The 26,343-nt window shown below is 67.6% G+C and carries 25 protein-coding genes; 16 read left to right on the top strand and 9 right to left on the bottom strand.

The features are described from left to right. Positions 1-35 precede the first annotated feature (35 nt). From ASF57_RS14105 to mtgA, 4 genes are all read right to left on the bottom strand, one after another. On the bottom strand, positions 36-932 hold the full coding sequence (locus tag ASF57_RS14105) for an NAD(P)H-hydrate dehydratase (protein ID WP_056484330.1): 897 nt from the start codon (positions 930-932) through the stop codon (positions 36-38). Continuing rightward, positions 929-1,693, bottom strand: coding sequence for a histidine phosphatase family protein (locus tag ASF57_RS14100; protein WP_056484327.1), 765 nt, complete (start codon positions 1,691-1,693; stop codon positions 929-931). The genes ASF57_RS14105 and ASF57_RS14100 overlap by 4 nt, the downstream gene beginning before the upstream one ends. Before the next feature lie 78 nt (positions 1,694-1,771). Next, complete coding sequence (locus ASF57_RS14095; protein ID WP_056179730.1) at positions 1,772-2,338, bottom strand: hypothetical protein; 567 nt, start codon at positions 2,336-2,338, stop codon at positions 1,772-1,774. Positions 2,339-2,455: 117 nt separating this feature from the next. Beyond that, entirely contained in the window at positions 2,456-3,271 is an 816-nt protein-coding gene (gene mtgA, locus ASF57_RS14090; protein WP_056484324.1) for a monofunctional biosynthetic peptidoglycan transglycosylase, read from the bottom strand. Between mtgA and ASF57_RS14085 the strand changes: the two genes are divergently transcribed. Beyond that, complete coding sequence (locus tag ASF57_RS14085) at positions 3,270-4,232, top strand: polyprenyl synthetase family protein (protein ID WP_056484321.1); 963 nt, start codon at positions 3,270-3,272, stop codon at positions 4,230-4,232. The two genes, mtgA and ASF57_RS14085, sit on opposite strands and share 2 nt — an antisense overlap. Before the next feature lie 105 nt (positions 4,233-4,337). After that, positions 4,338-5,444 carry a 3-isopropylmalate dehydrogenase gene (leuB, locus tag ASF57_RS14080; RefSeq protein WP_056484311.1) on the top strand — a complete coding sequence of 369 codons (1,107 nt, stop codon included), beginning with the start codon at positions 4,338-4,340 and terminating at the stop codon, positions 5,442-5,444. Between the two features lie 129 nt (positions 5,445-5,573). Here leuB and ASF57_RS14075 read toward each other — a convergent pair whose 3' ends face one another. Together ASF57_RS14075 and ASF57_RS14070 are read right to left on the bottom strand one after the other, a co-directional pair. Continuing rightward, a complete protein-coding gene (locus tag ASF57_RS14075; protein WP_056179719.1) occupies positions 5,574-5,981 on the bottom strand; it encodes a hypothetical protein in 408 nt (135 codons plus the stop codon). Between the two features lie 141 nt (positions 5,982-6,122). Next, on the bottom strand, positions 6,123-6,791 hold the full coding sequence (locus ASF57_RS14070; protein ID WP_244476937.1) for a hypothetical protein: 669 nt from the start codon (positions 6,789-6,791) through the stop codon (positions 6,123-6,125). A 511-nt stretch (positions 6,792-7,302) separates the two neighbouring features. On the opposite strand from ASF57_RS14070, the gene ASF57_RS14065 reads away from it, so the two are divergent. Both ASF57_RS14065 and ASF57_RS14060 read left to right on the top strand, forming a co-directional pair. Beyond that, positions 7,303-8,316, top strand: a complete 1,014-nt coding sequence (locus tag ASF57_RS14065; protein WP_056484599.1) for an LLM class flavin-dependent oxidoreductase — start codon at positions 7,303-7,305, stop codon at positions 8,314-8,316. Positions 8,317-8,581: 265 nt separating this feature from the next. Continuing rightward, positions 8,582-9,616 (top strand): aspartate-semialdehyde dehydrogenase, encoded by a 1,035-nt coding sequence (locus tag ASF57_RS14060; RefSeq protein WP_056179713.1) that lies wholly within the window; start codon positions 8,582-8,584, stop codon positions 9,614-9,616. Positions 9,617-9,863: 247 nt separating this feature from the next. On the opposite strand, the gene ASF57_RS14055 is transcribed toward ASF57_RS14060, so the two are convergent. Further along, a complete protein-coding gene (locus ASF57_RS14055; RefSeq protein WP_056484306.1) occupies positions 9,864-10,511 on the bottom strand; it encodes a CatB-related O-acetyltransferase in 648 nt (215 codons plus the stop codon). 246 nt (positions 10,512-10,757) lie between these two features. On the opposite strand from ASF57_RS14055, the gene rimP reads away from it, so the two are divergent. From rimP to ASF57_RS14005, 10 genes are all read left to right on the top strand, one after another. Next, positions 10,758-11,561 carry a ribosome maturation factor RimP gene (gene rimP / locus ASF57_RS14050; RefSeq protein WP_056484303.1) on the top strand — a complete coding sequence of 268 codons (804 nt, stop codon included), beginning with the start codon at positions 10,758-10,760 and terminating at the stop codon, positions 11,559-11,561. 85 nt (positions 11,562-11,646) lie between these two features. After that, on the top strand, positions 11,647-13,254 hold the full coding sequence (nusA, locus tag ASF57_RS14045) for a transcription termination factor NusA (protein ID WP_056484302.1): 1,608 nt from the start codon (positions 11,647-11,649) through the stop codon (positions 13,252-13,254). Positions 13,255-13,329: 75 nt separating this feature from the next. Next, positions 13,330-14,076 (top strand): RNA-binding protein, encoded by a 747-nt coding sequence (locus ASF57_RS14040; RefSeq protein WP_056484297.1) that lies wholly within the window; start codon positions 13,330-13,332, stop codon positions 14,074-14,076. Positions 14,077-14,149: 73 nt separating this feature from the next. After that, entirely contained in the window at positions 14,150-17,071 is a 2,922-nt protein-coding gene (gene infB, locus ASF57_RS14035) for a translation initiation factor IF-2 (RefSeq protein ID WP_056484294.1), read from the top strand. A 309-nt stretch (positions 17,072-17,380) separates the two neighbouring features. Next, positions 17,381-17,815: a 30S ribosome-binding factor RbfA gene (rbfA, locus tag ASF57_RS14030; protein WP_056484291.1), complete on the top strand. Its 435-nt coding sequence runs from the start codon at positions 17,381-17,383 to the stop codon at positions 17,813-17,815. A gap of 161 nt (positions 17,816-17,976) precedes the next feature. Next, entirely contained in the window at positions 17,977-19,005 is a 1,029-nt protein-coding gene (gene truB / locus ASF57_RS14025; protein ID WP_056484597.1) for a tRNA pseudouridine(55) synthase TruB, read from the top strand. 209 nt (positions 19,006-19,214) lie between these two features. Next, positions 19,215-20,741, top strand: coding sequence for a pilus assembly protein (locus ASF57_RS14020; protein WP_056484288.1), 1,527 nt, complete (start codon positions 19,215-19,217; stop codon positions 20,739-20,741). Beyond that, positions 20,738-21,328, top strand: coding sequence for a TadE/TadG family type IV pilus assembly protein (locus tag ASF57_RS14015; protein WP_082503947.1), 591 nt, complete (start codon positions 20,738-20,740; stop codon positions 21,326-21,328). Before ASF57_RS14020 ends, ASF57_RS14015 begins: the two co-directional genes overlap by 4 nt. Before the next feature lie 68 nt (positions 21,329-21,396). Beyond that, positions 21,397-21,915: a TadE/TadG family type IV pilus assembly protein gene (locus tag ASF57_RS14010; RefSeq protein ID WP_244476936.1), complete on the top strand. Its 519-nt coding sequence runs from the start codon at positions 21,397-21,399 to the stop codon at positions 21,913-21,915. A 218-nt stretch (positions 21,916-22,133) separates the two neighbouring features. Continuing rightward, positions 22,134-23,018: a transporter gene (locus ASF57_RS14005; protein WP_244476935.1), complete on the top strand. Its 885-nt coding sequence runs from the start codon at positions 22,134-22,136 to the stop codon at positions 23,016-23,018. Positions 23,019-23,148: 130 nt separating this feature from the next. Here ASF57_RS14005 and ASF57_RS14000 read toward each other — a convergent pair whose 3' ends face one another. Then, positions 23,149-24,321, bottom strand: a complete 1,173-nt coding sequence (locus ASF57_RS14000) for a M20 aminoacylase family protein (RefSeq protein ID WP_056484593.1) — start codon at positions 24,319-24,321, stop codon at positions 23,149-23,151. A 93-nt stretch (positions 24,322-24,414) separates the two neighbouring features. Next, positions 24,415-24,897 carry a Cu(I)-responsive transcriptional regulator gene (cueR, locus tag ASF57_RS13995; RefSeq protein WP_056484280.1) on the bottom strand — a complete coding sequence of 161 codons (483 nt, stop codon included), beginning with the start codon at positions 24,895-24,897 and terminating at the stop codon, positions 24,415-24,417. Between the two features lie 204 nt (positions 24,898-25,101). Between cueR and ASF57_RS13990 the strand changes: the two genes are divergently transcribed. Together ASF57_RS13990 and ASF57_RS13985 are read left to right on the top strand one after the other, a co-directional pair. Continuing rightward, positions 25,102-25,380, top strand: coding sequence for a hypothetical protein (locus ASF57_RS13990; RefSeq protein WP_056179682.1), 279 nt, complete (start codon positions 25,102-25,104; stop codon positions 25,378-25,380). Between the two features lie 87 nt (positions 25,381-25,467). Next, positions 25,468-26,283 carry a transglutaminase family protein gene (locus ASF57_RS13985; RefSeq protein ID WP_056179679.1) on the top strand — a complete coding sequence of 272 codons (816 nt, stop codon included), beginning with the start codon at positions 25,468-25,470 and terminating at the stop codon, positions 26,281-26,283. Positions 26,284-26,343: the final 60 nt, after the last annotated feature.

The raw sequence follows: 26,343 nt of genomic DNA, 5'->3' as shown, positions 1-26,343 counted from the left end.
TCCCTGCTGAGAGACTCCGGCCCGAGGGTACTCGGCTACTCGGCCCGGCTCACCGAGAAGCCCTGCAGAATTCGCGGGACTTCTCCTGAGATCTCCCGGGCCAGGAAGCCCATCGGCCCAACCGATCTTGCAAGCCAAGCACCCGCCTCACCGTGGAGGTAGACCCCCCACAGAGCCGCCGTGACGGGATCGGCGCCCCGCGCCAGGATGCCGGCGATGATCCCCGCCAGAACGTCACCGGACCCGGAGGTCGCGAGGCCGACGCCGCCGCCACTGTAGTGCCAGTGCGCTGCGTCAGGGGCGACGATCCAGCTCTCGGCGCCCTTCATGATCACCACGGCCCGCAGCATCTCCGCCGCCTGCCGTGCCGCCTTCAGGGGCTCGGCCTCCACCGCTTCGCGCTCCCAATCGAGGAGTTGCGCCATTTCGCCGGCATGGGGCGTGAGGACCGGCGGGCACGTCAGGCTTCGCACGGTCTCCGCGTGGGCGCCGAGGCCACAGATCGCGCCGGCGTCGAGAACGTAGGTGGTTGCGTTCTGCTCCGCCAGGAGGGTGCGGACCAGCATCGTGGTGAGGTCGCAGGTGTTCATGCCAGGGCCGAGCAGCACCGCGTCGCAGCGTTTGGCCGCCTTGTCGATGCGGGGTGCCGCCGCTTCGGCTTCGATCTCGCCGTCCTCCGTCTCGGGGAGGCCGATCACCATGGCCTCGGGGACGGCCAAAGCCATCGCAACGGCGACGCTCCGTACCGACGCGATCTTCAGCTTGCCGGCTCCGGCGCGCAGGGCCGCCACGCCGGCCAGGAAGACCGCGCCCGGCACCTCGGCGCAGCCGCCGAGGACGAGGACACTGCCGCGATCGTCCTTGCTTCCCGCCTCAGGGGTCGGCAGCGGGCGCTGGCGCAGGCACGCGTCGTCGAGTTCGATCCCGGTCATCGCACGTCCTCCATCGGCGAGGGTTCGGCGGTGACGGGAGCGCCGGCCCGCTGCACCGGGGCGACGAAGTTGTAGCGCTGGAGGTGCATCCGCCCCGTCGAGCCCGGCTCGGCCTGGAAGGCATATTCGGTGACGGAGCAGTTCCGGACGTCAGCCTCCGCGTCGATACCCAGGATCTCCGCTTCGCTGAGATTCTCGATGAGGTAGCGCAGGCAGAGCACCACGACCTGATGGGCGACGATGAGGACACGCTTCTCGCCGTGATGCAGCGAAACCGTATCCATTGCGCCGCGCAGGCGCAGGATGACATCGCACCAACTCTCGCCGCAGGTCGGACGATAGTAGAACTTGCCGAGGCGGGCGCGGAGTTCGGCCTGCTCCGGGTGAAGAGCCTCGATCCCGGTTCGAGTCAGGCGATCGAGTAGGCCCAGCTCCTTTTCACGAAGCCGCTCGTCGACGTAGTCCTCGGGAGCGTCCGACGCGATGCCGCCAGCCTGGCGAATCCCCGCAACGGTCTGCTGGGCGCGACGATAGGGTGACGTCAAAACGACATTCGGACGCTGGGAATCGGGCATCTCAGCGAACCAGCGTCCGAGGGCTTCGGCCTGGCGGTGACCGCGCTCACTCAACGCAACGTCGACATCGCGTTCCGCAATGTCGATCCGAGCCAGACCTGCCTCAGCCGCCGCGTCGCGCGCGACGTTGCCGGCACTCTCGCCATGTCGAACGATCCAGATCCGGCTCGGCCAGCGTTGCAGCATCCGTCACGTTCCTCGGCTTGGTTCACCTCGGCAACGTTCCTGTGCCCGACCCGTTCGCCCCTGCGTCGTTCCCGCCCCTCACGCCGGCTGCCAGCCCGCGTCGCTCCGGACGAAGTCGCCCGGCCCAAGGTCGGCGTAGCGCAGGAAGATCTGGAGCACCGGCTGCATTTCGCGGTGCTCGGCGGGTAGCGCGGTGCCTGGGCCATACGGAGCGTTGGTGTCGACCGCCGGCACGTCGCGAGCGGTATCCCAGCGAATCGCGAGGGCATGGACCCGGGCCACCTGTTCGGCGGTCACGTCGAAGGTGACATGCTCGGGCGTCTCGCCGGTGGCCGCGTCCCGAAATACGTCGCCGACATCGTCTGACGCCAGCTTGGCCAGCGTGTTGTGATAGGCGTAGCGCCCCGGCTTCAGGATCGCGTTGGCGGTGAACACCGCAAGCGCCTCGCCCAAGGCCCGATGCTCCTCGTCGGCCCCATCGTCATCGCCGGTCACGTTGAAGATGTCCTCGTCCCGGTCGGTGCTCCCGTAGGGCGCATCGGGATGGACGATCGGCGCGCCGACACCCTCGGAATTCCACGCGATCACCATCCGACGAATCAGCGCGATGCGCTCCAGGGTCAGTTCGAGCATCGGCTGGGTCATCATCCGTCTTTCGCGCGTGGGGCCGCGAGGGCGCCCGTCATGGCCGTCGACCCGACGGGAGTGTCGCGGGCCGCGGGCAAGGAATGGCCGGCAGGTACCTGATCCCATCGCCGCGGGCTACCGCTTCAGGCATCCCATCAACCCCGAGACGCCATTCATGCGAGCTTGGATGCGGGCCGCCTGGGCCCGCACGCCGCGTGATGGCATCGCCGGATTGCGCAGGATGGGATTGGGCAGCACCGCGGCCAGCAGCGCCGCCTCACCACGCGTGAGAGCGCGGGCGGACTTGCCGAACCAGCGCTGTGCCGCCGCTTCCGCTCCGAACACCCCCTCCCCCCACTCGGCGATGTTGAGGTAGATCTCCAACGTACGGCGCTTGCCCCACAGCGTGTCGGCGATGAGGGCCAGGGGAATTTCCAGCGCTTTGCGAATGACCGATCGGCCCGGCCACAGAAAAACATTCTTCACCGTCTGCATCGGGATCGTCGAGGCTCCGCGGCTCGGGCCCTCCTCGTCATCGACGACATCCCGCAGGGCGCCCCAGTCCACGCCATCGTGCAGGCAGTAGCGCTGATCCTCGGAGGCGATGACGGCCTGGACGAGGTGGGGCGAAATGGCATCAAGGGCGATCGCCTGCCGGTCGACGGGGCGCAGCGTCAACCATCGGCCAAGCATCAGGGTTGAGGGCGGGGTCAGCGCACTATAGACGAGCGCAAGCGACACCAAGAGGGCCAGAGCGATGACGGGGAGGAGCAATAGGCGGTTGACGATCCGCCGTGCCGCGCCGCTCCGTTTCATACCGGATGCAGCGCGCACCGGTAGCGCACGCGCCGAAATCTGCCGAAGCGGCCGCTCCGGGCTCTCATTCTCGTCCAGAATTCGAACCTCCTGCCCACGACACGACTCTGTCTGACCGAAGGCCCGACCGAACATGACCTCAACGCAAGGATCCCACGCTTCGGTCAAGGCGGATGCCCCGGTCGAGGCCTTTTCCCACAGGCTTGCGGCGGCCGCCGACACGGTGGAGTCGTTCCTGGCCGAGCGCCTGAAGCCAGAGACTCAGGCTGGCGAGATCGCCCGGCCGGTGCGCCTGATGGAGGCGATGCGCCACGCGGTGCTCGGCGGCGGCAAGCGCTTGCGCCCATTCCTCGCCATCGAGACGGCGCGGATGCTGGGCGGCTCGGATGCCGGCGCCCTTGCGGCCGGGTCGGGCATCGAACTGGTCCACTGCTACTCGCTGGTTCACGACGACATGCCGGCCATGGACGACGACGACATGCGCCGCGGCAAGCCCACGGTGCACAAAGCCTATGACGAAGCCACCGCCATCCTGGTGGGCGATGCGCTCCAGACCCTGGCCTTCGAGATCCTGGCCGATGCCACCTGGCAGCCCGATCCGACCGTGCGCGCCGACTTGGTGCTCGGCCTCGCCAAGGCCTCGGGCCTTGGCGGAATGGTCGGCGGCCAGCTGCTCGACCTTGGCGCCGAGGGACGTTTCGGTCCTGTCTCCCTGGGGGTCGATGACACGTTGCAGCTCCAGGCGATGAAGACCGGGGCGATCCTGGCCTTCTCGGTGGAGGCTGGTGCCATCGTCGGCGGTGCGACCCCGGACCAGCGCACGGCGCTGCTGCGCTACGGCCACGCCCTTGGTCAGGCTTTCCAGATCGCCGACGACATCCTCGACCGTGAGGCTTCGGCCGAGGCCATGGGCAAGGCCACCGGCAAGGACAAGGACGCCGGTAAGGCGACCCTGGTCGACCGCCTCGGCGTTGAGGGCGCACGCGCCGAGTGCGACCGCCTCGTCGGGGTCTGCGACGCAGCCGTGGCCGCCTGGGGCGACAAGGCGGAGACCCTGCGCCAAGCGGCGCGCTTCACGGTGGCGCGCAAGGTCTGACGCCGGACATCTCCGGGCCTTCCTCGGCGTCACGCACTTTATGCCGCGATCGCGTCCTCCCGGAGGTGGACACGAATTCTTCGACCAACGACTGCGAGTTGATCCATGACCGCCTACAAGCTCCTCCTCCTCCCCGGCGACGGCATCGGCCCCGAGGTGATGGCTGAAGTCGAGAAGGTGATCGGTGCCCTCGGTGAGCTGGGCCTTGCCACGTTCGAGATCGAGCGCGACCTTGTCGGTGGTGCCGCCATCGATGCGCACGGAGTTCCCCTCACGGATGACGCGCTGGCCCGGGCGGATGCCGCCGACGCCATCCTGCTGGGTGCGGTCGGCGGCCCGAAATGGGCGGACGTGCGCTATGAGATTCGCCCGGAAGCCGGCCTGCTGCGACTGCGCAAGGATCTCGGCCTCTTCGCGAACCTGCGGCCGGCGATCTGCTACCCGGCCCTGGCCGACGCCTCCGCCCTCAAGCGCGAGCTGGTCGAGGGCCTCGACATGATGATCGTGCGCGAGCTCACAGGTGGCGTCTATTTCGGCGAGCCGAAGGAGATCACGGTGCTGCCCGATGGCTCGAAGCGCGCCGTCGACACGCAGGTCTACACCACGGCCGAGATCGAGCGGATCGCCCACGTGGCGTTCGACCTCGCCCGCAAGCGCTCCGGCCGGGTCGCTTCGGCCGAGAAGCACAACGTGATGAAGTCGGGTGTCCTGTGGAAAGAGGTCGTCACCCGGGTGCACGCCGAGTATAGCGACGTCAGTCTCGAGCACGTGCTCGCCGACAATTGCGCGATGCAGCTGGTGCGCCGGCCCAAGCAGTACGACGTCCTCGTCACCGACAACCTGTTCGGCGATGTGCTTTCGGACGTCGCCGCAATGCTCACCGGCTCCCTCGGCATGTTGCCCTCCGCCTCACTGGGCGCCGTCGACGCCAAGGGCAGCCGCAAGGCGCTTTACGAGCCGGTGCACGGCTCGGCCCCCGACATCGCCGGCAAGGGCTACGCGAACCCCATCGCGATGATCGGCTCGCTCGCGATGTGCCTGCGCTACTCCTTTGGTCTTGGCGAAGCCGCCGACCTGCTCGAAGCAGCCATCACTCGAACCCTGGCTTCGGGCGCGCGCACCCGAGACATCGCCGCGGAGGGCGCGACGCCGATCAGCACCACCGAGATGGGCGACGCGATCATCCGCGAGCTCAGGCACGCCGTCGCATGAGGGCCTTCGCCTGAGGCAACGGTCGCCGCGCCCTAGCAGGCCGGCACTGGCGCGTCAGGAGAGCCTTCGCCGACAAACGAAAACGGGCCCCGAAAGGGGCCCGTCGAAAATCCAGCAGTGAATTTCGGCTTAGTAGGGGTTGCCGAAACGCGACACGTAGGAGGTCGGATCGATCGCGTCGACGGCCGAAAAATCGACGTTGCGGATCGCGCTGGAGCGGGCTCCGACGAACGGGCCATTGGTGATCGGGTCGGGCAGAATGCCGCCGCCGAAGCGATCGTTGCGGCCGTAGGGCGGAGAATTCAGGTAGCTGGCGGTGATGAACTGGGGGTTCGTCGCCGGGTTGCTGACCGAGCCGTTATTGGCCTCGACCACGTTGCCGGCGTCGAGCCAGCTGCGCGGGCGGATGCGGATCGGGAGCGGCTGGCTCACGCGGTAGCCGGCCGGCGCGTAGCGGCCCTGGGCCTCGGCGGCGGTGTTCGCGCCGACGGCTGCGAGAGTGAGGGCGCCCATCAGGGCAATCGAGACAGAGCGCATGACGCACCTTCGTTGAAGCTGTGAGACTTGTAAGCCGCGCTTTCTTAAGAAACACGGCTCTCTGTATGCGGGGAAGACGTGCCAACGCGGCCGAGGTTCCCAGCTTATGGCCGCGCTTCTCAAGATTGCCGCAGTTTGGCCTCATTTTTTCGTGTCGGGCGCTTTTCGCGGCCGACGGGCGGGGATCGATCCGGTTTCGCCGCCGACATCCCGATCGGCATTCTTCATTGCGACGACGCGCGGGCCACAACCGGGATCGCGCCGCGCCTCGGTGGTCGCAAAGGTACTTTCAAGAGCGGATGAAGGCTGGCCGTTGAGGCTGATCCGATCGAGAGCGCAGGCGACGGCACGGGGCTCGGGAGCCTGACCCAGCGGGGCGCAGAGCCAGCCATCGAGACGGAGTGCACCGGGCTCGAGGGTTGCGAAGCCGGTGCAGTTGCGCCTGCCCTCGCCGCCGAGGGTCAGGTCGAGGGTCTCGACGACGCCGAACTTGGTGGCGATCGTCCCATGCTCACCGGTTCGAATCACGGCGAGCCCCTGCCCGTCCGCAGCGCGACGCGCCAACGTTACGAACAGACGCGGACCTGTCTCCGGCTCCGGCGTGCCCGTGAGGGTGAGGCGGAGGTAGGGTGCCTCGATGATATCGAACCCGCCCTGGACGAGCACGTCCTCGCGCCGCCCGGTCGCAGGGTTGAGCCGTGCCGTCTCGGCGCGAGGCGCCTCCAGCGCATCGGGATCATCCAGGCGAAAACGAGGTTCGGAGAGCGCGACTGGGATCGCCGGCCTAGCAGCCCGTGCCACCGTCGGCACGAAAGGCGATCCGATCTGCGACTCAATTGAGGGATCGACCGGACCCGGCCGGCCCTCACGCGCGAGGAGGCTGAGTGCCGCAATGGTTATGATCGCCGCTGAAAGCTGTCCTGCGCGCTTCAGCAGCGTGACCGGACTCGGGCTCGATCGACCTGCACCGACTGACGTCAGAGGATCGTGGCGGCCTCTCGTCTGACCCACGTCACGTGTTCGCTCGAAGTCGGGCTCGGTTCGCATCGATATCCGGGGTTCTCTGGCGGCGGGATTCTCTGGCGGCGGGGGTTCTCTGGCAGAAAGCCCGCCCTCCGAGAGCGATGGTGAAGCCGGACCGACCAAGGTCGGGTTTCCGGATCGCTCCGGCCCTCGGGATTTCCGCCGCTAAGGTGAATCGCCGGTATCGACCCGGATGCTGACCCATGCCGACAGCACATGCCGGCCCCGGCTTGCGCCGGTGCGGGACCGTCGCGATCTGACAGCAAGGGGCACCGCCGCGATGAGTCAGAAGGAATACATGATCCCCCTCTCCGTTCTCGACCTTGCCCTCGTGCCCGACGGCGCAACGCCGGCCGATGCCCTGCGCAACAGTGTGGCACTGGCCCGTCACGTCGAAGGGCTCGGCTATCGGCGCTTCTGGCTCGCCGAACACCACAACATGGTGGGTGTCGCCAGCGCAGCGACGGCGGTGGTCATTGGCCATGTGGCGGCCGGCACGTCGACGATTCGGGTCGGGGCCGGTGGCATCATGCTGCCGAACCATGCTCCGTTGGTGATTGCCGAACAGTTCGGCACCCTTGAAACGCTGTTTCCCGGCCGTATCGACCTCGGCCTCGGCCGCGCGCCCGGCACCGATCCGCGTACCACGCGGGCCCTGCGGCGCTCGGGCGAAGCGGCCGATACCTTTCCGCAGGACGTGCTCGAAGTGCAGGCTCTGTTCGGCGAGCTGAAGCCCGGCCAAGCTGTGCAGGCCGTGCCGGGCACGGGGCTCCTGGTGCCACTGTGGATCCTCGGCTCGAGCCTCTACGGCGCGCAGCTCGCCGCGATGCTCGGGCTTCCCTATGCCTTCGCCTCGCATTTCGCGCCTGACCAGCTCCTGCCGGCCCTCGCCACCTACCGGGACCGCTTCCAGCCGTCCGAACAGGCGAGCCGGCCGCATGCCATGATCGGCCTCAACGTCGTTGCGGCGGACACCGACGACGAAGCGCGCCGGCTGTTCACATCGGCGCAGCAGCAATTCACCAATCTGGTCCGCGGGACGCGTGGGCTGCTGCGTCCACCCATCGCCGATATCGAGGCGTATTGGGCGCCACACGAAAAGGCCCAGGCCTCGCGGATGCTGGCACGCTCCCTCGTCGGGTCGCCGGAAACGATCCGTCGGGGCCTCGCCGATCTCGTGGCGGAGACCGGTGCCGACGAGATCATGGTCGCCTCGGCGATCCACGATCCGGCGGCGCGGCAACGATCCTATACGATCCTGGCCGAAGCGCGGGACGCGCTGGCGCAACGCCCGGCCAGCCTTGTGGCGTGAAGGCCTCGGCCTACCCTTGACAGCAGCGGGGACGAGGCGTCTTGCTCCCGCGCTTGGCGAATCATGCTGCGATGCGGCGTGTGCCGCATCAGCGGGTCGATTCGGGCTCGCGCACCTCCGAGGCCGGCAGGCCGCCGGCCATCGGCGATGGTCCGGTGCGCGGCAGGGAGGCTGAACATCGGTGCCGAACCCGGCCGCGGCGGCTCGCCAGAGGGGTGAGCGGCGCCTCGGTCCTCGGTGCACGCAAGAGCGGAGTGTTTGAGCAATGGGTTACAAGGTCGCCGTCGTGGGTGCCACGGGCAATGTGGGCCGCGAGATGCTGGACATCCTGTCCGAGCGCGCCTTTCCGGCGGACGAGGTGGTGGCGATCGCGTCGCGCCGCTCGGCCGGCCAGGAGGTGTCCTTCGGCGACAAGATTCTGAAGGTGAAGGCTCTCGATACCTACGATTTCTCCGATACCGATATCTGCCTGATGTCGGCCGGCGGCGAGACCTCCAAGGAGTGGTCGCCGCGCATCGGCCAGACCGGCTGCGTGGTCATCGATAACTCGTCGGCCTTCCGCTACCATCAGGACGTGCCGCTGATCGTGCCCGAGGTGAACCCGGACGCCATCAACGGCTTCTCCAAGCTCAACATCATCGCCAATCCGAACTGCTCCACGGCGCAGCTCGTGGTCGCCCTCAAGCCTTTGCATGACGCGGCGACGATCAAGCGCGTGGTGGTGGCGACCTACCAGTCGGTCTCCGGCGCCGGCAAGGACGCCATGGACGAGCTCTTCCAGCAGACCCGCTCGGTCTTCACCGCCGGCGAGATCAAGGCGGAGAAGTTCCCCAAGCGCATCGCCTTCAACGTCATCCCGCACATCGATGTGTTCATGGAGGACGGCTACACGAAGGAAGAGTGGAAGATGGTCGCCGAGACCAAGAAGATGCTCGATCCCAAGATCAAGCTGACCGCCACCGCCGTGCGGGTGCCGGTGTTCATCGGCCATGCCGAGGCAGTGAACGTCGAATTCGAGCGCCCGATCACGGCCGAGCAGGCCACCGCGATCCTGCGCTCGGCTCCGGGCATCATGGTGGTCGATAAGCGCGAGCCCGGCGGCTACATGACCCCGCACGAGGCCGCCGGCGAGGATGCCACCTACGTCTCCCGCATCCGCGAGGACGCCACGGTTGAGAACGGGCTCGCCTTCTGGTGCGTCTCCGACAATCTGCGCAAGGGCGCGGCGCTCAACACCGTGCAGATCGCCGAGATGCTGGTGAACCGGAAGCTGTTGAAGCGGGCGCAAGCGGCTGCCTGACCCGGACGGCCCCTGAAATCAGCTCGATCGGCTAACTCTGCGATCCGAACACGCCGTCCCCCCGAGGGGCGGCGTTTTTCGTTAGCCGACGCAGGGATTTGCTTTCGAAAGATTCACCGAATACGTTCTGGGAATGTATTCTGGCAGCCAAAATGCTTCAACGCGCAGGAAGCGAGTACCTTGAATTTGAATAGAATTCCGAATTCCAAGCTGGGATTTGTACCGTCATTTGGAGGTGATCTGGAATTCAGGCGCTGGCTTCCAACGCTGCCACATCCCCACCGCTGATGGCCGGCAAGCACCGCGTGATCCGTGCCGCATCCCAATCCCACCACGCCAGAGCTTGCAGACGTTCAGCGACCTCTGGAGGCACACGCATCCGCACGAGGGTGGCCGGATTGCCAGCGACAATGGCATAAGGCGGCACATCGCGGGTGACGACGGATTTTGCCGCTACGACAGCACCGTTCCCGATGGTGACGCCCGGCAAGAGGGTGCAATCGTAGCCGAGCCAAACGTCATGGCCGACCACTGTATCTCCACGACTTGGAAAGGTGGCCTCTTCCTGGAAGCGGCCGGCCCATGTCCCCCCGAAGATCAGAAAGGGATAGGTCGAGGGTGCCACCAGGCGGTGATTTCCGCCATTCATGAGGAAGTGGGTACCTGCCGCGATAGCGCAGAACCGTCCGATGCTCAGCCGATCGCCCAGGAAGGCGAAATGATAGAGGATGTTGTCGAGAAAGGCCTGTGGGCCTTCAGGGTCGTCGTAATAGGTGTAGGCGCCGACTTCGATATTGGGCGGCAGGTCTAGGTTGCGGATGAAGGTGATCCGTGGGTGTCCCGGCACGGGGTGAAGCACGTCTGGGTCGGGGCCGAAGCGTGGATCGTAGGGCATCGAGTGATTCCTGCGCTGCGGCTTTCACCCAGTCCGCCGCAGGATACCAGAGCGACAAACTGCCGAAACCCCTTGATCGAAATCGCTTGAAAAATGCGGTAAACCAGCCTACTTTGACATCATCAGTTCTGGTTGCAGTTGTGAGACTGCGGTTCGGGAGTGGGCCCCACCGGGTCCGCTCTTTTTTATTGCCGCAACGTCGCCCGCGCCGGAACGCCTCGGACAAGGCCGGACTTCAAGCGCAGCATGGCGGACAACTTCAACAGCGACCTCACCGAAAAACGCCTCATCACCGAGACGGGCGTGGCCGCGCGGGTGGTGCAGGTCATCGAGGCCTCGATCCAGGGTCTGGGCTACCGGGTTGTCCGGGTGAAGGTGTCGAGCGCCAATGGCTGCACGGTGCAGATCATGGCAGAGCGGCCGGATGGCACCATGACGGTGGACGATTGCGAGGCGGTGAGCCGGGCGATCTCGCCGCTCCTCGACCTCGACGACCCTGTGGGCAAGGCCTATTACCTGGAGGTCTCCTCGCCGGGGATCGACCGGCCCCTGGTGCGGGCCGTCGATTTCGCCCGATGGGCCGGCTACGAAGCCAAGATCGAACTCGCCGTGCCGATGGACGGTCGCAAGCGCTTCCGGGGCATCATCGGTGCACCGAACCCCGACGGGGTCACCGTGCCGATCGATCTGCCCGACGTGAAAGAGGGCCTTCCCAGCCGCATCGACCTGCCGCTGCGCGACCTCGGCGACGCCTACCTGGTGCTCACCGACGAGCTTGTCCGCGAATCCCTTCGACGGGGCGGCCCGCCGGTCCTTGAGGACGAGGATGACGATGCTGACGCGGACGAAGCTGCTTTCGAAGCTGAGGCCGAACCCGCTCCCGCCCCGCCGAAGAAGAAAGTTTCCCGTCCCCTGAAGCCCAAGGCGTCGCAGAGGCCGAAGCCCGTGAAAGTCGAGACCGAGGAAAGTCTCGCCATCAAGGCCCGGAACAAGGCGAAGCCCGTCCGCACCAAGGCGGTGCGGGTGAAGGACGACGGCAAGCTGCACTAGTTTTGTCATCCGTCCCCGCGCAGCCGCAAGCCGGCCCGGGGCCGCGGACGTGAACGACATCCGACGAAGAGAAGGACGAAAACCGATGGCCGTCGTCAGCGCCAACAGGCTCGAACTCCTGCAGATCGCCGAAGCGGTTGCCCGCGAGAAAGTGATCGACCGTTCCATCGTCATCGATGCGATGGAGGAAGCCATCGCGAAGGCGGCCCGCTCCCGCTATGGCGCCGAAACGGACGTGCATGCCGAGATCGACCCCAAGACCGGCGCTCTGCGCTTGTCGCGCCACCTCGTGGTGGTGGACCAGGTCGAGAACGACGCCCGTGAGGTGACCCTGGACCAGGCCCGCCGCTACAACCCCGGCGCCCTCGTCGGCGACGTCATCTCCGACACCCTGCCGCCGTTCGACTTCGGCCGGGTCGCCGCCCAGTCGGCCAAGCAGGTCATCGTCCAGAAAGTGCGCGACGCCGAGCGCGACCGGCAGTTCGATGAGTACAAGGACCGGATCGGCGAGGTCGTGAACGGGCTCGTGAAGCGGGTCGAGTACGGCAACGTCATCGTCGATCTCGGCCGCGGCGAGGGTATCGTCCGGCGCGACGAGATGATTCCGCGCGAGACCTTCCGCCCAGGCGACCGCATCCGCTCCTACCTGTTCGACGTCCGCCGCGAAGTGCGCGGGCCGCAGATCTTCCTGTCGCGCTCGCACCCGCAGTTCATGGCCAAGCTGTTCGGCCAGGAAGTGCCGGAGATCTACGACGGCATCGTCGAGGTGAAGGCGGTCGCCCGCGATCCGGGCTCGCGCGCCAAGATCGCGGTGATCTCACGCGACGGGTCGATCGATCCGGTCGGCGCCTGTGTCGGTATGCGCGGCTCCCGCGTCCAGGCGGTGGTCGGCGAGCTTCAGGGCGAGAAGATCGACATCATCCCGTGGTCCGAGGATCAGGCGACCTTCATCGTCAACGCTTTGCAGCCGGCGGAAGTCGTGAAGGTCGTGCTCGACGAGGAGGCCGACCGAATCGAGGTGGTGGTACCGGACGACCAGCTCTCGCTGGCCATCGGTCGTCGCGGCCAGAACGTGCGCCTCGCCTCGCAGCTCACCGGCTGGGACATCGACATCCTGACCGAGGCTGAAGAATCCGAGCGCCGGCAGAAGGAATTCGCCGAGCGGACTGCCGTGTTCATGGAAGCTCTCGATGTCGACGAGACCGTGGGCCAGCTCCTGGCTGCGGAGGGATTCCGCAATGTGGAGGAAATCGCCTACGTCGAGCCGGGCGAACTCGCCAACATCCAGGGCCTCGATGAGGAGAGTGGTACCGAGATCCAGGCCCGCGCCCAGGATCATCTCGCCCGGGTCGAATCAGAGTTCGATGCCAAGCGCCAGGAACTCGGAGTCCAGGACGAACTGCGCGAGATCGACGGCATCACTACCCCGATGCTGGTGGCCCTCGGCGAGAACGACGTGAAGACGATCGAGGACCTGGCGGGCTGCGCCACCGACGATCTCGTCGGCTACACCGAAGGGCGCGGCCCCGAGGCCAAGCGGCATGCGGGCTACCTCGACGGCTTCGAGGTTTCACGAGCCGAAGCTGAGGCGATGGTAATGGCCGCGCGTGTCCGTGTGGGCTGGATCGAAGCTCCCACCGAGTCGGACGGCGAGGCGCCCGAGACGGATCGAGAGGCGCAGGCATCGGCCTGACCCTTCGGATTTGGTCATCCCCGCGATCGACGTTCGCGGGGATGTGTTGTGACGATGGGGAGACGTGCGCACCGCATGATGGGCCAACGCGCAGATGGAGATGAGACTGGAACCGAGGCCGATTCGAGCGCGCTGCTCGATGCGGGCGTCGGGCGTGGTCGGGCCAATGCTCTGCGGACATGCCTCGTCACGCGTGTTGCGCAGGCGCCGAGCAGTCTGATCCGCTTTGTCCTCGGGCCGGACGGGAGCGTCGTGCCGGATCTGCGAGCGCGCCTGCCGGGGCGCGGCGCGTGGCTAACACCCACCCGGTCTGTCGTGAATGAGGCCGTGAAGCGCCGCGCCTTTCAACGGGCCTTCAAGACCAAGGATGCCGCAGCGGCGCCCGATCTGGCAGATCGAGTCGCCGAAGCGCTGCGAGCGGATCTGCGCCAATCGCTGTCGTTGGCGAATAAGGCGGGGTGCGTGGTCGCAGGCTTTGCCAAGGTCGAATCGGCCATTGGCGACAAGGCCGGGGTTTCAGCGGTGATCCAGGCCTCCGACGGGAGCGCCGATGGTCGTCGGAAGATCGTCGCGGCATTGCACAGGCGGCATGGCAGTGCCATATCGGGCATTCCCGTCATTGATGACCTGTCCAACGAAGAATTGGACATGGCCTTGGGTCGGGATCATGTGATACACGCGGCTCTCGTCGCAGGAGTCGGAGGTTCCGGCTGCCTTGCGCGTTGGCGTCGGCTCCGCTCTTTCGAGGGTTTGGCGCCGACGGCCGAGGAGGCTGGTCCCGCCCGCGATGGGCAGACCGTTTCCGATCTGCACGACGACTGAGATCACGGATTTACCCGGCGCACATCAGTTTGCCGGTTCACGGGACGATGGAAACCCTCAGGGTTTGGACTGAATGAGCGATACGAACAATCCGGGCGACAAGACGCAGGCGAGACCCCCTTCGAAGCCGCTGTCCTTGAAGCGCCCGATCGAGCAGGGAACGGTGCGTCAGAGCTTCTCCCATGGCCGCACCAAGCAGGTCGTGGTTGAGACGGTGAAGCGCCGTGTCATCGGCGCGGCGCCGGCTGCACCGGCGCGCGAGACGACGCCGGTGGCACCGGCAACTCGCGTGGCACCGCCTCCGCCGCCCGCCGCTCCCCGTCAGGCGCAACGCTCTGCGAACGGCGTGGTGCTGCGGACCTTGAGCGAGCAGGAGAGCAACGCGCGTGCCGCTGCCCTTGCTGACGCCAAGCGTCGGGAGGCCGAGGCCCAGAAGCGTGCCGAGGCCGAAGCTGCGGCGCAGCGCGAACGCGAAGCTGCCGAGCAGCGGGAGCGTGAGGCAGCCGAGGCTCGCCAGCGCGAAGATGAGGCTCGCCGCCGTAAGGAAGACGAGGAGCGCCAGGCTGCGGCCGAGGAAGCGCGCCGCGCCGCCGAGGCTGCTGCTCAGGAGGCTGCCAAGGCCCAAAGCACGCCTGCCGCTGCTCCCACCGTTTCCAAGACGGCGCCGATGCCGGCGGCCCCGACGATCGTTCGTTCGGCGCCTCCTGTGGCGGCGGCTGCACCCGAGCAAGCCGCTCCTGCTGCGGCACCTGCCCGTCCGGCAGCACCCACGCCTGCGGCAGCCCGTCCGGCAGCACGCCCGCCGCTGACGGCGCGCCCGGCCACGTCCGAGCCGCGCAAGACCATCACGGCCGACGTGCGCAAGCCGCGCGATTTGAACTTCATGGCTCGCCCTGCTCCAGCACCGGAGCCCGAGCCGACTACTCCGGCGACGGCGACTGCGGCACGTCCCGCCGGCGGCGCAACGCCAGCCCGTACGGCTGGGCGGCCGCAGGCTGCTGAGGAGGAGAGCGAGCAGAAGCGCGTGATCCGCCGCCCCGGCATGCCGCTCAAGATCATCACGCCGCCCAAGACCCCGAAACAGCCGGGCGGCGACCGGAATCGTGGCCGCCTCACGATCGCCACCGCCACGTCGGGTGAGGACGAGCGCACGCGTTCGGTCGCCTCGTTCCGCCGCCGCCAGCAGCGCATGAGCGGCAACCGGCATGTGGAGCAGAAAGAGAAGCTTTCTCGCGAGGTGACGATCCCGGAGACGATCACGATCCAGGAGCTCGCCAACCGCATGTCGGAGCGGGCGGTGGACGTTATTCGCCTTCTGATGAAGCAGGGTGAAATCCACAAGATCACCGATGTGATCGACTCGGATTCGGCCCAGCTGATTGCCGAAGAGCTCGGGCACACCGTGCGCCGCGTGGCGGAGTCGGACGTCGAGGAAGGCTTGTTCAGCGATGAGCCCGAGCTGGAGGAGGATCTCGATCCGCGTCCTCCGGTCGTGACCATCATGGGCCACGTCGACCACGGCAAGACCTCGCTGCTCGACGCGATCCGCAAGACCACCGTGGTCTCCGGTGAAGCGGGCGGCATCACGCAGCATATCGGCGCCTATCAGGTCGCAGCCCCCAGCGGCGACATGGTGACCTTCATCGACACGCCCGGCCACGCGGCCTTCACCTCCATGCGCGCCCGTGGCGCCAAGGTGACGGACATCGTCGTGCTCGTGGTGGCGGCCGATGATGGCGTCATGCCGCAGACCGTGGAGGCGATCTCTCACGCCAAGGCGGCCGGTGTTCCGCTGATCGTGGCGATCAACAAGATCGACAAGCCCGAGGCGAACCCGCAGCGGGTCCGGACCGAGCTGCTCCAGCACGACATCCAGGTCGAGTCGATGGGCGGCGAGACCCTTGAATTCGAGGTGTCTGCCAAGACCGGCGACGGTCTGCCGGAGCTTCTCGAGGGCCTGCAACTCCAGGCCGAGATCATGAACCTGCGCGCCAACGAGACGCGCGACGGTGAGGGTACGGTCATCGAGGCCAAGCTCGATCGCGGTCGTGGCCCGGTGGCGACGGTCCTGGTCCAGCGCGGCACCCTGTTCACCGGCGACATCGTGGTCGCTGGCGCGGAGTGGGGCCGCGTGCGTGCCCTGATCGACGACAAGGGCGAGAACGTCCCCTATGCCGGTCCCTCGGTTCCGGTGGAAGTGCTCGGCTTCAACGGCACCCCCGATGCGGGTGACCGCGTCGTGGTCGTGCCGAACGAGGCCCGTGCCCGAGAGGTCACCGAGTACCGCGCCCGTCAGAAGCGTGAGCGGATCGCTGCCCGTACCGGCGGTGCAAACCGTTCGCTGGTCGACATGATGCGCGACCTGAAGGAAGGCGCCGGCCGCAAGGAACTGGCGCTGGTCGTCAAGGGCGACGTGCAGGGCTCGGTCGAGGCCATCAACGGCGCCCTGGAAAAGCTCGGCAACGACGAGGTGTCGGCTCGGATCCTGCTCGCTGGCGTCGGTGGAATCACGGAGTCGGACATCACACTGGCGGAAGCCTCGAAGGCCGTCGTCATCGGCTTCAACGTGCGGGCACACAAGGAAGCGCGCGAGTCGGCCGAAAACAAGGGCGTCGAGATCCGTTACTACAACATCATCTACGACCTCGTGGATGACATCAAAGCGACCCTGTCGGGTATGCTGCCGCCGACGCTCCGCGAGGAGCGTCTCGGCGAGGCTCAGATCCTGCAGATCTTCGACGTGTCGAAGGTCGGCAAGATCGCCGGTTGCCGCATTCTCGACGGCGTGGTTCAGCGCGGTGCGCATGTCCGCCTGATCCGCGACAGCGTGGTGATCCACGAGGGCAAGCTGGCCCAATTGAAGCGCCTGAAGGACGACGCGAAGGAAGTCACCGCCGGTTACGAGTGCGGTATGTCCTTCGAGAACTTCCAGGATATGCGCGCCGGCGACACCATCGAGTGCTACCGGGTCGAGGAGATCCGGCGCACGCTCTGAGCGGCGATGCCGCTTCGGTATACCAGCGGGGTCGCGACGAGGTCGCGGCCCCGTTTCGCGTTTCGGCTTCCGAAAAGCAGGCCCCGTCGACGACCTATCGGCCGCGACGGGGAAACCTGCATGACAGGCCTATCTCCCGGGCGCCGATTTGCGTTAAGAGGTGCGCCTTCGGCGTCCGCTTCGTTTCGACCCGCTCAGGCCCTGGCCGCGCGGCGGCGCATCGACGTTCCGTTTCAGCAACGCTCGGATGAGCGTGACCGCGCCGGCCGGTGTCGAACCGCTTCGACGACAAGACGATCAGAATTCTTCATGGCCCAGAAACAGACCCCCACCGGACCCTCGCAGCGCCAGCAGCGCGTCGCCGAGCTGATCCGCCACGCGATCGCCGAGGTGCTCCAGCGCGGAGACATCCAGGACGCGGTGCTGAGCGCGCATGTCATCACGGTGCCGGAGGTACGGATGTCGCCGGACCTCAAGCTCGCCACCGCGTACATCATGCCGCTGGGCGGCCTCGACGAGGCACCGGTGCTGGCCGCCCTGGACCGCAACAAGAAGGCGCTGCGCCAGGAGGTCGCCCGCCGGGTGAACCTGAAATATGCGCCCGACCTGCGCTTCCTCCGCGACGAGACCTTCGACGAAGCGGACCGGATCGACGCCCTGCTGCGGACTGATAAGGTACGGCGCGATCTCGAATCGCAGGCGCCGGGCGAAGAGGCCGATCCGTCGGACCCCAAAGCGGACTGAGGCGGTTTCGGCCCGCGAGAGCGCCGCCGGCACGAACCCGACCCGCACCCTGCAGGTTCTCCGGCCCAAGGCGGCGGAAGACCCCGACTCAAGACTTGAACGGGACGGATGACGGCGCAGCGCGTGCCGCCCGGCCCCTGTGATCAGTGACCGAGGATTTCATGATCAACGAACCGACCATCGAGCGACCCGAGGGCTCTCCCCCGCCGAATCCGGCGGACCGACCCGTGGCCGCCGAGGGCCGTCGCCCGCCGCGTGGTGCGCCGCGCCCGGATCGGCCGAAGCGCCGGGACGTCAATGGCTGGGTCATCCTCGACAAGGGCGTGGGCATGACCTCGACCCATGCCGTCGCGGTGGTGAAGCGCGCCTTCAACGCCAAGAAGGCGGGACATGCCGGCACCCTCGATCCCCTGGCCTCCGGCATCCTGCCGATCGCCCTCGGCGAGGCGACCAAGACGGTGCCGTTCGTGATGGACGGGCGCAAGGCCTACGTCTTCACCGTCACCTGGGGCATCGAGACCGACACTGACGACGCCGAGGGTCGTCCGGTCGCCACCAGCGAGGCGCGGCCGACCCGGGAGGCCGTCGTGGCCGCTCTGCCGACCTTCGTCGGCGCCATCGAGCAGGTGCCGCCGCGCTACTCGGCGATCAAGATCGCGGGCGAGCGCGCCTACGACCTCGCCCGCGACGGCGAGGAGGTGGTGCTGGTGGCGCGCCCGGTCCAGATCGACCATCTCGCGGTGGTCGAGCACAGCCCCGAGCGGACGGTGATCGAGGCCGCCTGCGGCAAGGGCACCTATGTGCGGGCACTCGCACGCGACCTCGGGCGTCTGCTCGGCTGCTACGGCCATGTCTCGGCCCTGCGCCGTACCCGCGTCGGTCCCTTCACGGAGGCCGATGCCTGCCAGGTGGCGGCCTTGGAAGAAGCGGGACCGGACGGCAATGCCGGCTCGCTCCACCCGGTCGAAACCGCCCTGGACGCGGTGCCCTCGGTGCCGGTCTCCCGCGACATGGCTTTGCGCCTGATGCGAGGCCAGCCGGTGATCCTGCGCGGGCGCGACGCCCCGGTCGAGGGGAAGGCCTTCGCCACCTGCGGCGGCATCCTTGTGGCGGTCGGCGATGTCGAGCGCGGCGAGCTGGTCCCGCACCGGGTGTTCCATCTCGGCGGCACGGCCAATCGCTCGGACTGAGAGATCGAAGGAGGAAGGTGCGTTCTCGAACGCCCTTCTTCGGCCTCGAAACAGACGTCCGCCATCGCTCTCAAACAATCGATGAAAAAGACGTGATCACGACTTCGGTTGTTCGAGCGCGTCGACACGACCAAACCTCGGCGTCTGTCTTAAGTGAATCGTAAATCTTCGTTGGCATTCGTCAGCTCAAGCTTCAGCTCGGGCGACGAATGCGCTGCGATATCTTTCGACGGTTCCGCAATGACGGACAGGGCGTCGTTGCGCTGATCTTCGCCCTGGGAGCGATCCCCCTGCTTCTATTCGCCGGCACGGTCATCGATTACGGCGTCAAGTCGATGGCGCGGCAATCGGCACAGGGGGTGACCGACGCCACCGTGCTGTCCCTGGCCAAGCTGCCGATCACCACCACCGATGGCGATCTGTCGAGCAAGGCCGACGCGCAGGTGCGCGCCGCTCTGGTGAAGACGCCGATCGACGGTCTGCTGGTCCGGACCACCCGCAACGGCGACGACATCACCGTGACGGCGAGCGGCAGCACCCCGACCAGCCTGACGCGTCTCGTCGGCCTCACCGGCATGCCGATCTCGGTCTCGAGCACGGGCCGCCGGGCCTCGGACAACCTCGAGATCGCCCTCGTGCTGGACAATACCGGTTCGATGGAGGGCACCAAGCTCACCAACCTGAAGTCGGCCGCCAAGGATCTCGTTTCGACGCTGTTCAAGGCCGTAGACCCCTCGAAGCCGAATGCCCTGCGGATCGGGATCGTCCCCTTCTCGATGACGGTCAATGTCGGCCCGTCGAACGCCGCCGCCTCATGGATCGACACCGACGCCCGGTCCTCGGTCCACGGACAGATCTTCAATTCCGCCGCCAACCGCCTGACCCTGTTCCGGCAGATGGGCGTCACCTGGGGCGGCTGCGTCGAGGGTCGGCCGATGCCCTATGACGTGCAGGAAACGCCCCCGAGCGCGGGCACGCCGGACACGCTGTTCGTGCCCTACTTCGCCCCGGACGAGGCGGATACGGAGTATTACCGGACGCCCATGTGGAACGACTACATGGCGGACGGCGTGAGTTCGGGCACTCTGCGCAGCCGCCAGGGTCAAGTGAATAAGTATCGGACCAGCCCGATCATCAGGACGGGCCGGATCGGCAATGACGGCGACAATTATCTCTACGGTCCGAATTCCGGTTGCGAGTTGCAGCCCATCACCCACCTGACGACCTCGCAATCCACGCTCAACAGCGCCATCGACGCCCTGACCGTCCGGGGCGACACCAACATCCCGATCGGTCTGATCTGGGGCTGGCACGTTCTGTCGCCGCTCGGTCCCTTCGCCGAGGGGGCGGCCTATACCGACAGGACCACGCGCAAGTTCGTGGTGCTGATGACGGACGGCCAGAACCAGTCCGCGACCCGCCCCAACAATTCGAACAACTCCTATTACTCGGGCATCGGCTACATCTGGCAGAACCGCATCGGCACGATCTCCGATGATTCGAACACACGGCGGAACGCCATCGACAGCCGGCTGTCGACGCTGTGCGGCAACATGAAGAGCGCCGGAATTGCGATCTTCACGGTGCGGGTCGAGGTCTCGGAAGGCACCAGCGACATCCTGAAGAACTGCGCCTCGGGCAGCGACAAGTTCTACGACGTCCAGAACGCCTCCGACCTCAGCGCCGCCTTCAAGGCCATCGCGGCGCAGATCAGCGAATTGCGGATCTCCCGATGATGGGGCGCCTCATTCTCGCAGGCGTCAGGCCGGCGATGCCGCCCGTGGCCCCGGCCCTGCGCCGACTGGCCCGCGACACGCGCGGCGGGGCCTCCATCGAGTTCGGAATGGTGGCGGTGCCGTTCCTGCTTCTGCTCGGCGCGATCATCGAGGCCGGCATGCTGATCCTGGCCCAGCAGCTCCTCGACGACGCCCTCGATCGGGGCGGCCGCGCGGTCTTCACCGGCGTGTACCAGGACGCGGCCGGCACCAAGCCTCCGGTCGACCGCCTCGTGGCGGAGATGTGCCGGGGCCCGGTGCTGTTCGACTGCACCAAGCTGAAGGTCGAGATGACGACCGCGTCGACCTTCAGCGCCACTGCGGCTGCCTCGCCCTACGATTCCACGACCGGGACCGCGTCGTCGACCTTCGGCACGCGCTTCACCTGTCCGCAGGGCAGCGACATCGTGACGATCCGTGCGGCCGTGGTGATCCCGCGCTTCTTCGGCTTCACGGGAATCGTGGCGCTGCCGGTCTCGGCCACCGCCCAGATGATCACCGCGACCACGGTCTTCCGCGCCGAGCCCTATCCGGTGGGAACGTGTTGAGGCTGTGCCGGCGGGGTGGCCGGCGAATTCGCCGGCAGATTCGCCGGCTCGCGGGCGACCGGGCCGGGGTGAGCGCGGTGGAATTCGCCCTGGTCGCCCCCGTGATGATCGTGATCTTCATCGGAACGATCGAGCTGCCGCGGGCCTACGCCACCAAGCAGCGCCTGGTGCGCGCCACCCGCTCGATGGCCGACCTGATCTCGCGGGGCAGCCTGACCAGCGTCACCGACGTCTACGCGGCGGGCCGCGCGGTCATGTATCCCTCGGACGCCAGCGGGTCCGGCATCATCCTGACGGCGGCGGGCGTCTACCAGCTCGCCAACAAGTCCTACGAGGCAAGGGTGTGCTCCAGCGCCGCCGACAAGGCGACCAAGCGGGTCGCCAATGCCATCCTGGGCGAACCGCCGCCCTCCGAGGCGCGTGTCAACGCGCGCTACATGATGGCGGAGATGACCTACCGCTACGTGCCGATCTTCAACCTGTTCCCGGCCCTGAACGACCTGACCTTCTCACAGGTGACCACCTGGCCGGTCCGCTCGGTGACGGGCGCCCCGGTCGTGCTGCCGGGCGGGGCGGCTTGCCCGTAAGACACGAGGCCCCCGACAGCGTGCTGGCCTCAAGGCGTGCTGTGGCGGCAGGGTGACGGTGTTTCGCAATAGGGACTCCGCCTAACCCAGGATGGTGGCGGAGCACGAAGAACCGACCAGTTTCATCCCGGCGGGCCGTCGTTTCAGTGCGGCCCGGGAGCAGAGCCATGACGTCATCTCGGACGACCGGATCGCCATCGATCCGGGACGGCTCAACCTTGGGCCTCCGCTTGGTGCCGGCGGGTCTCGCCGCTGTGAGTCTCGCACTTCTGGGTCTCGCGCTGGATTCGTCCAACCGTCAGGCGCGGGCCGCGTCGGCGGCCGAGCCGGGCCAGACCGTCGGGCAGGCCCCCGGCGCGCCACTGCCGGTCGGTCTCTACTTCATCGACACGTCGAGCTTCGGCGTACGCGACATCGCGCCCCGATCGACCGATTCAAACATCAACCTGCCATCCTTCGTCTGGGCGACGCCGGCCGACGTGGCGGGCGGACGGCTGCAGTTGATCGTACTCCAGCCGATCGCCGTCTCGAGCACCGGTGGCGCGCCCTACCAGAGCGGCTTCGGCCAGACCCTCCTGGCCGCGCAGGTGGCGTGGAAGCTCGGGAGCAACCTCAACTTCAGCTACCTGCTCGGCGCCTATCTTCCGAGCCAGACCAAGATCGTGATTCAGAACCCGGTCCTGCACCAACGCTTCGCGATCACCTACAACGGCGACGGCTGGAACCTGACGGCGAACTTCCTCTACGGCACCTATTTCGACACCACATCGCGCACGGGGGCGTACTACCCCGACTTCCTCAACCTCGATCTCACGGCGACGAAGAAGTTCGGCAAGTGGGAAGTCGGGCCGGTGGCGTTCGGCGCAACCGACCTGCCGACGCGCAATCCCGGCTATGCCCGCCAGGGCCAGTTCGCCGTGGGCGGTCTCGTCGGCTACAATTTCGGACCGGTGAACCTGCAGGCCTACGTCACCCGCGAGGTCGTCGAGCGGAACTACCGCGGCCTGGAGACGCGCGGATGGCTGCGTGCCACCGTGCCGATCTATCAGGAGAACGCCGAGGCGGCCTCCGCCGCGCCGCCGGCGATGATCGGCAAGTTCTAGGATTGGACAGGCCTGGGGCGAGGCTTTGCGGGGGAGCGGATTGACCGCCCTCCCCTGCGGAAGTCTGCGCCCGCGATACGCCCGGCTGGCGCCAGGATCTGTAAGGACTTTGCCCGGCTGGCGCCCGAGGCTAGTCCCGGATCGGCAGCCCGGTCTCGATCACCCGCGCCCACAACGAGGCGCCATAGGGCGCGGCGGCGTCGTTGAAGTCGTAATCCGGGTGGTGCAGGCCGGCGCTGTCGCCGTTGCCGAGGAAGATGTAGGCGCCGGGGCGGTGGGCGAGCATGTAGGAGAAATCCTCCGCCGCCATCAGGGGCGCCACCGCCCGGTCGATCCCGGCCTCGCCGACCAGCCCGGCCGCCACGTCGGCGATGAAATCGGTCTCGGCCGGATGGTTCTCGGTGACGGGATAGCCGCTGTTGAAGTCGATCGTCCCGCGCGCCCCGAAGGCGGCCGGGACATGGGCGACGATCGCGCCGATGCGGTCCTGCATGAGCGCGCGGACCGGCTTCGACAGCGCCCGCATGGTGCCCCGCAGGGTCACGTCCTGCGGCAGGACGTTGAAGGCCTCCCCTGCCTCCAGGGCGCAGACCGAGACGACGGCGCTCTCCAGGGGATCGACGCTGCGCGACACCACCGATTGCAGGGCGGTGATGACGTGGCTCGCCACCAGCACGCTGTCGATCGCGTGGTGGGGCTGGGCCGCGTGGCCGCCCCGCCCCGTGATGGTGATGGTGAAGCGGTCGGTGGAAGCCATGATCGGCCCCGGCCGGATGGCGAAGGTGCCGAGAGCGAGGCCCGGGATGTTGTGCATGCCGTAGACGCTCTCGACGCCGAACCGCTCCATCAGCCCGTCGCGGACCATGGCCTCGCCGCCGCCGCCGCCCTCCTCCGCCGGCTGGAAGATCAGCACCGCGGTGCCGTCGAAGTCGCGGGTCTCGGCGAGGTATCGGGCGGCCCCGAGCAGCATCGCCGTGTGCCCGTCGTGACCGCAGGCATGCATCTTTCCCGGGACCGTCGAGCGGTAGGGCAGATCGCGCGCCTCGTGGATCGGCAGGGCGTCCATGTCGGCGCGCAGGCCGATGGCGCGGTTCGATCCGTGCGCCCGCCCCCGGATGAGGCCGACGACGCCCGTGCGGCCGATGCCGGTGACGACCGCGTCGCAGCCGAAGGCCCGCAGCTTGTCGGCCACGACGCCCGCCGTGCGGTGGACGTCGTATTGCAGCTCCGGGTGGGCGTGGAGATCGTGGCGCCAGGCGGTGATCTCATCCGCGAAGGCGGCGATCCGGTCGAGGACGGGCATGGACAGCGACTTTCGCGAGGCGACGGCTCTCAGGACGGACTGCATCCGGGACGGGACGTCATCGATCCAGCAAACAAGAGGCCAGAGACGCGGTCAACGCGTCCGGTGCCCGGATGGCGCCCCTTCGGCGCGATGATCCCCCCGCGCCAGTGTCGCGCCGGGGGAGTCCTGGGGTCCGGCCGCGAGGTCGTCGAGGATCGGGCAATCCGGCCGCGCGTCGCCGCCGCAGTGGGCGGCGAGATCCTCCAGGGTGCGGGCCATGCCCGCGAGGGCGTCGATCCGGCGGCGCAGGTCGGCGACATGGGCAAGCGCGAGCTGACGCACCTGCGCGCTGGCTCGCGAGCGGTCGTGCCACAGGCCGAGCAGGGCCCGGATGTCGTCGATGGCGAAGCCGAGGTCGCGGGCCCGGCGCACGAAGCGCAGGGCATGCAGATCGGCCGGTGCGTAGAGCCGGTAGCCGCTGGCCGTGCGCTCGGTCGGCGCCAGCAGCCCAATCTCCTCGTAGTAGCGGATCATCTTGGCGGAGACGCCGGTGGCGCGGGCCGCCTCGCCGATGGTGATCGCCTCCGCGCTCATTCCCAAAACTCCAGTGGGGGGACGGAACGCCCGCCTGCGCCCTCATCGGCCCGAGGCGTCGAAAGAGGGTCAAGCCCCGCGATGCGAACGCGCGAGGTTTTCCGCCCGTTTCCCGATGCGCTCTGCTAGAGTAGCGTATTCGGCTCATGAGAGGGGGACCCGTACGGGACCCTCCGGTGAACTCGCCCTTCGAGAGGAACACCCATGACCCGCGACAAGCCCACGGTCGACGCGCCCGCGCTAGAATACTCGCACTTGACCGGGCGCGCGACCCAGGCGGGCATCACCGTGACGGTGAACGTCTATCGCTCCGCTCACAGCGAGGATCCCTGGACCCTGGAGGTCATCGATCCGGCCGGCTGGTCGACGGTGTGGAGCGAGCCCTTCGCCTCCGACGAAGACGCCCTCGACGCCTTCATGGAGGCCGTCGAGGATGCGGGCGGCATGTGCGATTTCCTGGAGCCGCCGCCCACCCTGCACTGACGCCCCCGCGCCGACGCGCCTGTGCGCGTCGCGCCGGCCGCGCGGCAGGACGGCAACACGGCACGCCCCCATTCCAGGAGAGACCCGATGCGCATCCTCGTCGGCTGCGAGATGACCTACCTGTTTCCCCAGCCCACCCCGGTCATCGCCACGCTCAACGTCCACGCGTCGCGGGTCTCCGACCTCGAGCGGCCGGACCATCTCGTCACCAGCCCGTCGGTACCCCTGGAGGGATACCGCGACAGCTTCGGCAACTGGTGCCAGCGCATGACCGCTCCGGCGGGCACGTTCACGCTGAAGACCGAGACCGTCGTGCGCGACGGCGGCAAGGGCGACACGCTCAAGCCGGACGCCAAGGAGACGCCGATCGGACAGCTGCCCACGGACAGCCTCCTGTTCCTCCTCGGCAGCCGCTACTGCGAGACCGACCGCCTGTCGCAGATCGCCTGGGACCTGTTCGGCCACCTGCCGCCCGGCTGGAGCCGCGTGCAGGCCATCTGCGACTACGTGCATGACCGGATCACCTTCGGCTACGAGCACGCCCGCGCGACGCGGACCGCCTTCGAGGTGTTCGAGGAGCAGCGCGGCGTCTGCCGCGACTACGCCCACCTCGCCATCGCGTTCTGCCGCTGCCTCAACATCCCGACCCGCTACTGCAACGGCTATGTGAGCGACATCGGCCTGCCGCTGCCGCACGCGCCGGGCGACTTCGCGGCCTGGATGGAAGTGTTCCTCGACGGGGGCTGGCACACCTTCGACCCGCGCAACAACGCCTCGCGGATCGGACGCATCCTCATCGCCTATGGCCGGGATGCCGCCGACGTGCCGCTGACCCTGACCTTCGGCGCCAACACCCTGACGAAGTTCGTGGTCACGACCGAAGAGGCTCCGGCCGCGGCCTGACATCCACCGCGCGCCGCCCTTCATCCGGCGGGCGCCTCACCCTCCCTGTCCGACAGCAGA

The organism is Methylobacterium sp. Leaf117 (assembly GCF_001422985.1).
In the GTDB taxonomy this organism is placed as follows: Bacteria; Pseudomonadota; Alphaproteobacteria; order Rhizobiales; family Beijerinckiaceae; genus Methylobacterium.
This window is presented reverse-complemented; position numbering and strand designations above follow the sequence as displayed.

Coding starts and splice junctions, on each gene's coding strand:
- ASF57_RS14065 (WP_056484599.1), top strand. CDS start 7,303: ATGATCCCCCTCTCCGTTCTCGACCTTGCCCTCGTGCCCGACGGCGCA.
- ASF57_RS14015 (WP_082503947.1), top strand. CDS start 20,738: ATGATGGGGCGCCTCATTCTCGCAGGCGTCAGGCCGGCGATGCCGCCC.
- infB (WP_056484294.1), top strand. CDS start 14,150: ATGAGCGATACGAACAATCCGGGCGACAAGACGCAGGCGAGACCCCCT.
- mtgA (WP_056484324.1), bottom strand. CDS start 3,271: ATGTTCGGTCGGGCCTTCGGTCAGACAGAGTCGTGTCGTGGGCAGGAG.
- ASF57_RS14075 (WP_056179719.1), bottom strand. CDS start 5,981: ATGCGCTCTGTCTCGATTGCCCTGATGGGCGCCCTCACTCTCGCAGCC.
- ASF57_RS14020 (WP_056484288.1), top strand. CDS start 19,215: ATGCGCTGCGATATCTTTCGACGGTTCCGCAATGACGGACAGGGCGTC.
- ASF57_RS14055 (WP_056484306.1), bottom strand. CDS start 10,511: ATGCCCTACGATCCACGCTTCGGCCCCGACCCAGACGTGCTTCACCCC.
- ASF57_RS13990 (WP_056179682.1), top strand. CDS start 25,102: ATGACCCGCGACAAGCCCACGGTCGACGCGCCCGCGCTAGAATACTCG.
- rbfA (WP_056484291.1), top strand. CDS start 17,381: ATGGCCCAGAAACAGACCCCCACCGGACCCTCGCAGCGCCAGCAGCGC.
- cueR (WP_056484280.1), bottom strand. CDS start 24,897: ATGAGCGCGGAGGCGATCACCATCGGCGAGGCGGCCCGCGCCACCGGC.
- ASF57_RS14100 (WP_056484327.1), bottom strand. CDS start 1,693: ATGCTGCAACGCTGGCCGAGCCGGATCTGGATCGTTCGACATGGCGAG.
- ASF57_RS14000 (WP_056484593.1), bottom strand. CDS start 24,321: ATGCCCGTCCTCGACCGGATCGCCGCCTTCGCGGATGAGATCACCGCC.
- ASF57_RS14105 (WP_056484330.1), bottom strand. CDS start 932: ATGACCGGGATCGAACTCGACGACGCGTGCCTGCGCCAGCGCCCGCTG.
- leuB (WP_056484311.1), top strand. CDS start 4,338: ATGACCGCCTACAAGCTCCTCCTCCTCCCCGGCGACGGCATCGGCCCC.
- rimP (WP_056484303.1), top strand. CDS start 10,758: ATGGCGGACAACTTCAACAGCGACCTCACCGAAAAACGCCTCATCACC.
- nusA (WP_056484302.1), top strand. CDS start 11,647: ATGGCCGTCGTCAGCGCCAACAGGCTCGAACTCCTGCAGATCGCCGAA.
- ASF57_RS14040 (WP_056484297.1), top strand. CDS start 13,330: ATGATGGGCCAACGCGCAGATGGAGATGAGACTGGAACCGAGGCCGAT.
- ASF57_RS14095 (WP_056179730.1), bottom strand. CDS start 2,338: ATGACCCAGCCGATGCTCGAACTGACCCTGGAGCGCATCGCGCTGATT.
- ASF57_RS13985 (WP_056179679.1), top strand. CDS start 25,468: ATGCGCATCCTCGTCGGCTGCGAGATGACCTACCTGTTTCCCCAGCCC.
- ASF57_RS14085 (WP_056484321.1), top strand. CDS start 3,270: ATGACCTCAACGCAAGGATCCCACGCTTCGGTCAAGGCGGATGCCCCG.
- ASF57_RS14060 (WP_056179713.1), top strand. CDS start 8,582: ATGGGTTACAAGGTCGCCGTCGTGGGTGCCACGGGCAATGTGGGCCGC.
- truB (WP_056484597.1), top strand. CDS start 17,977: ATGATCAACGAACCGACCATCGAGCGACCCGAGGGCTCTCCCCCGCCG.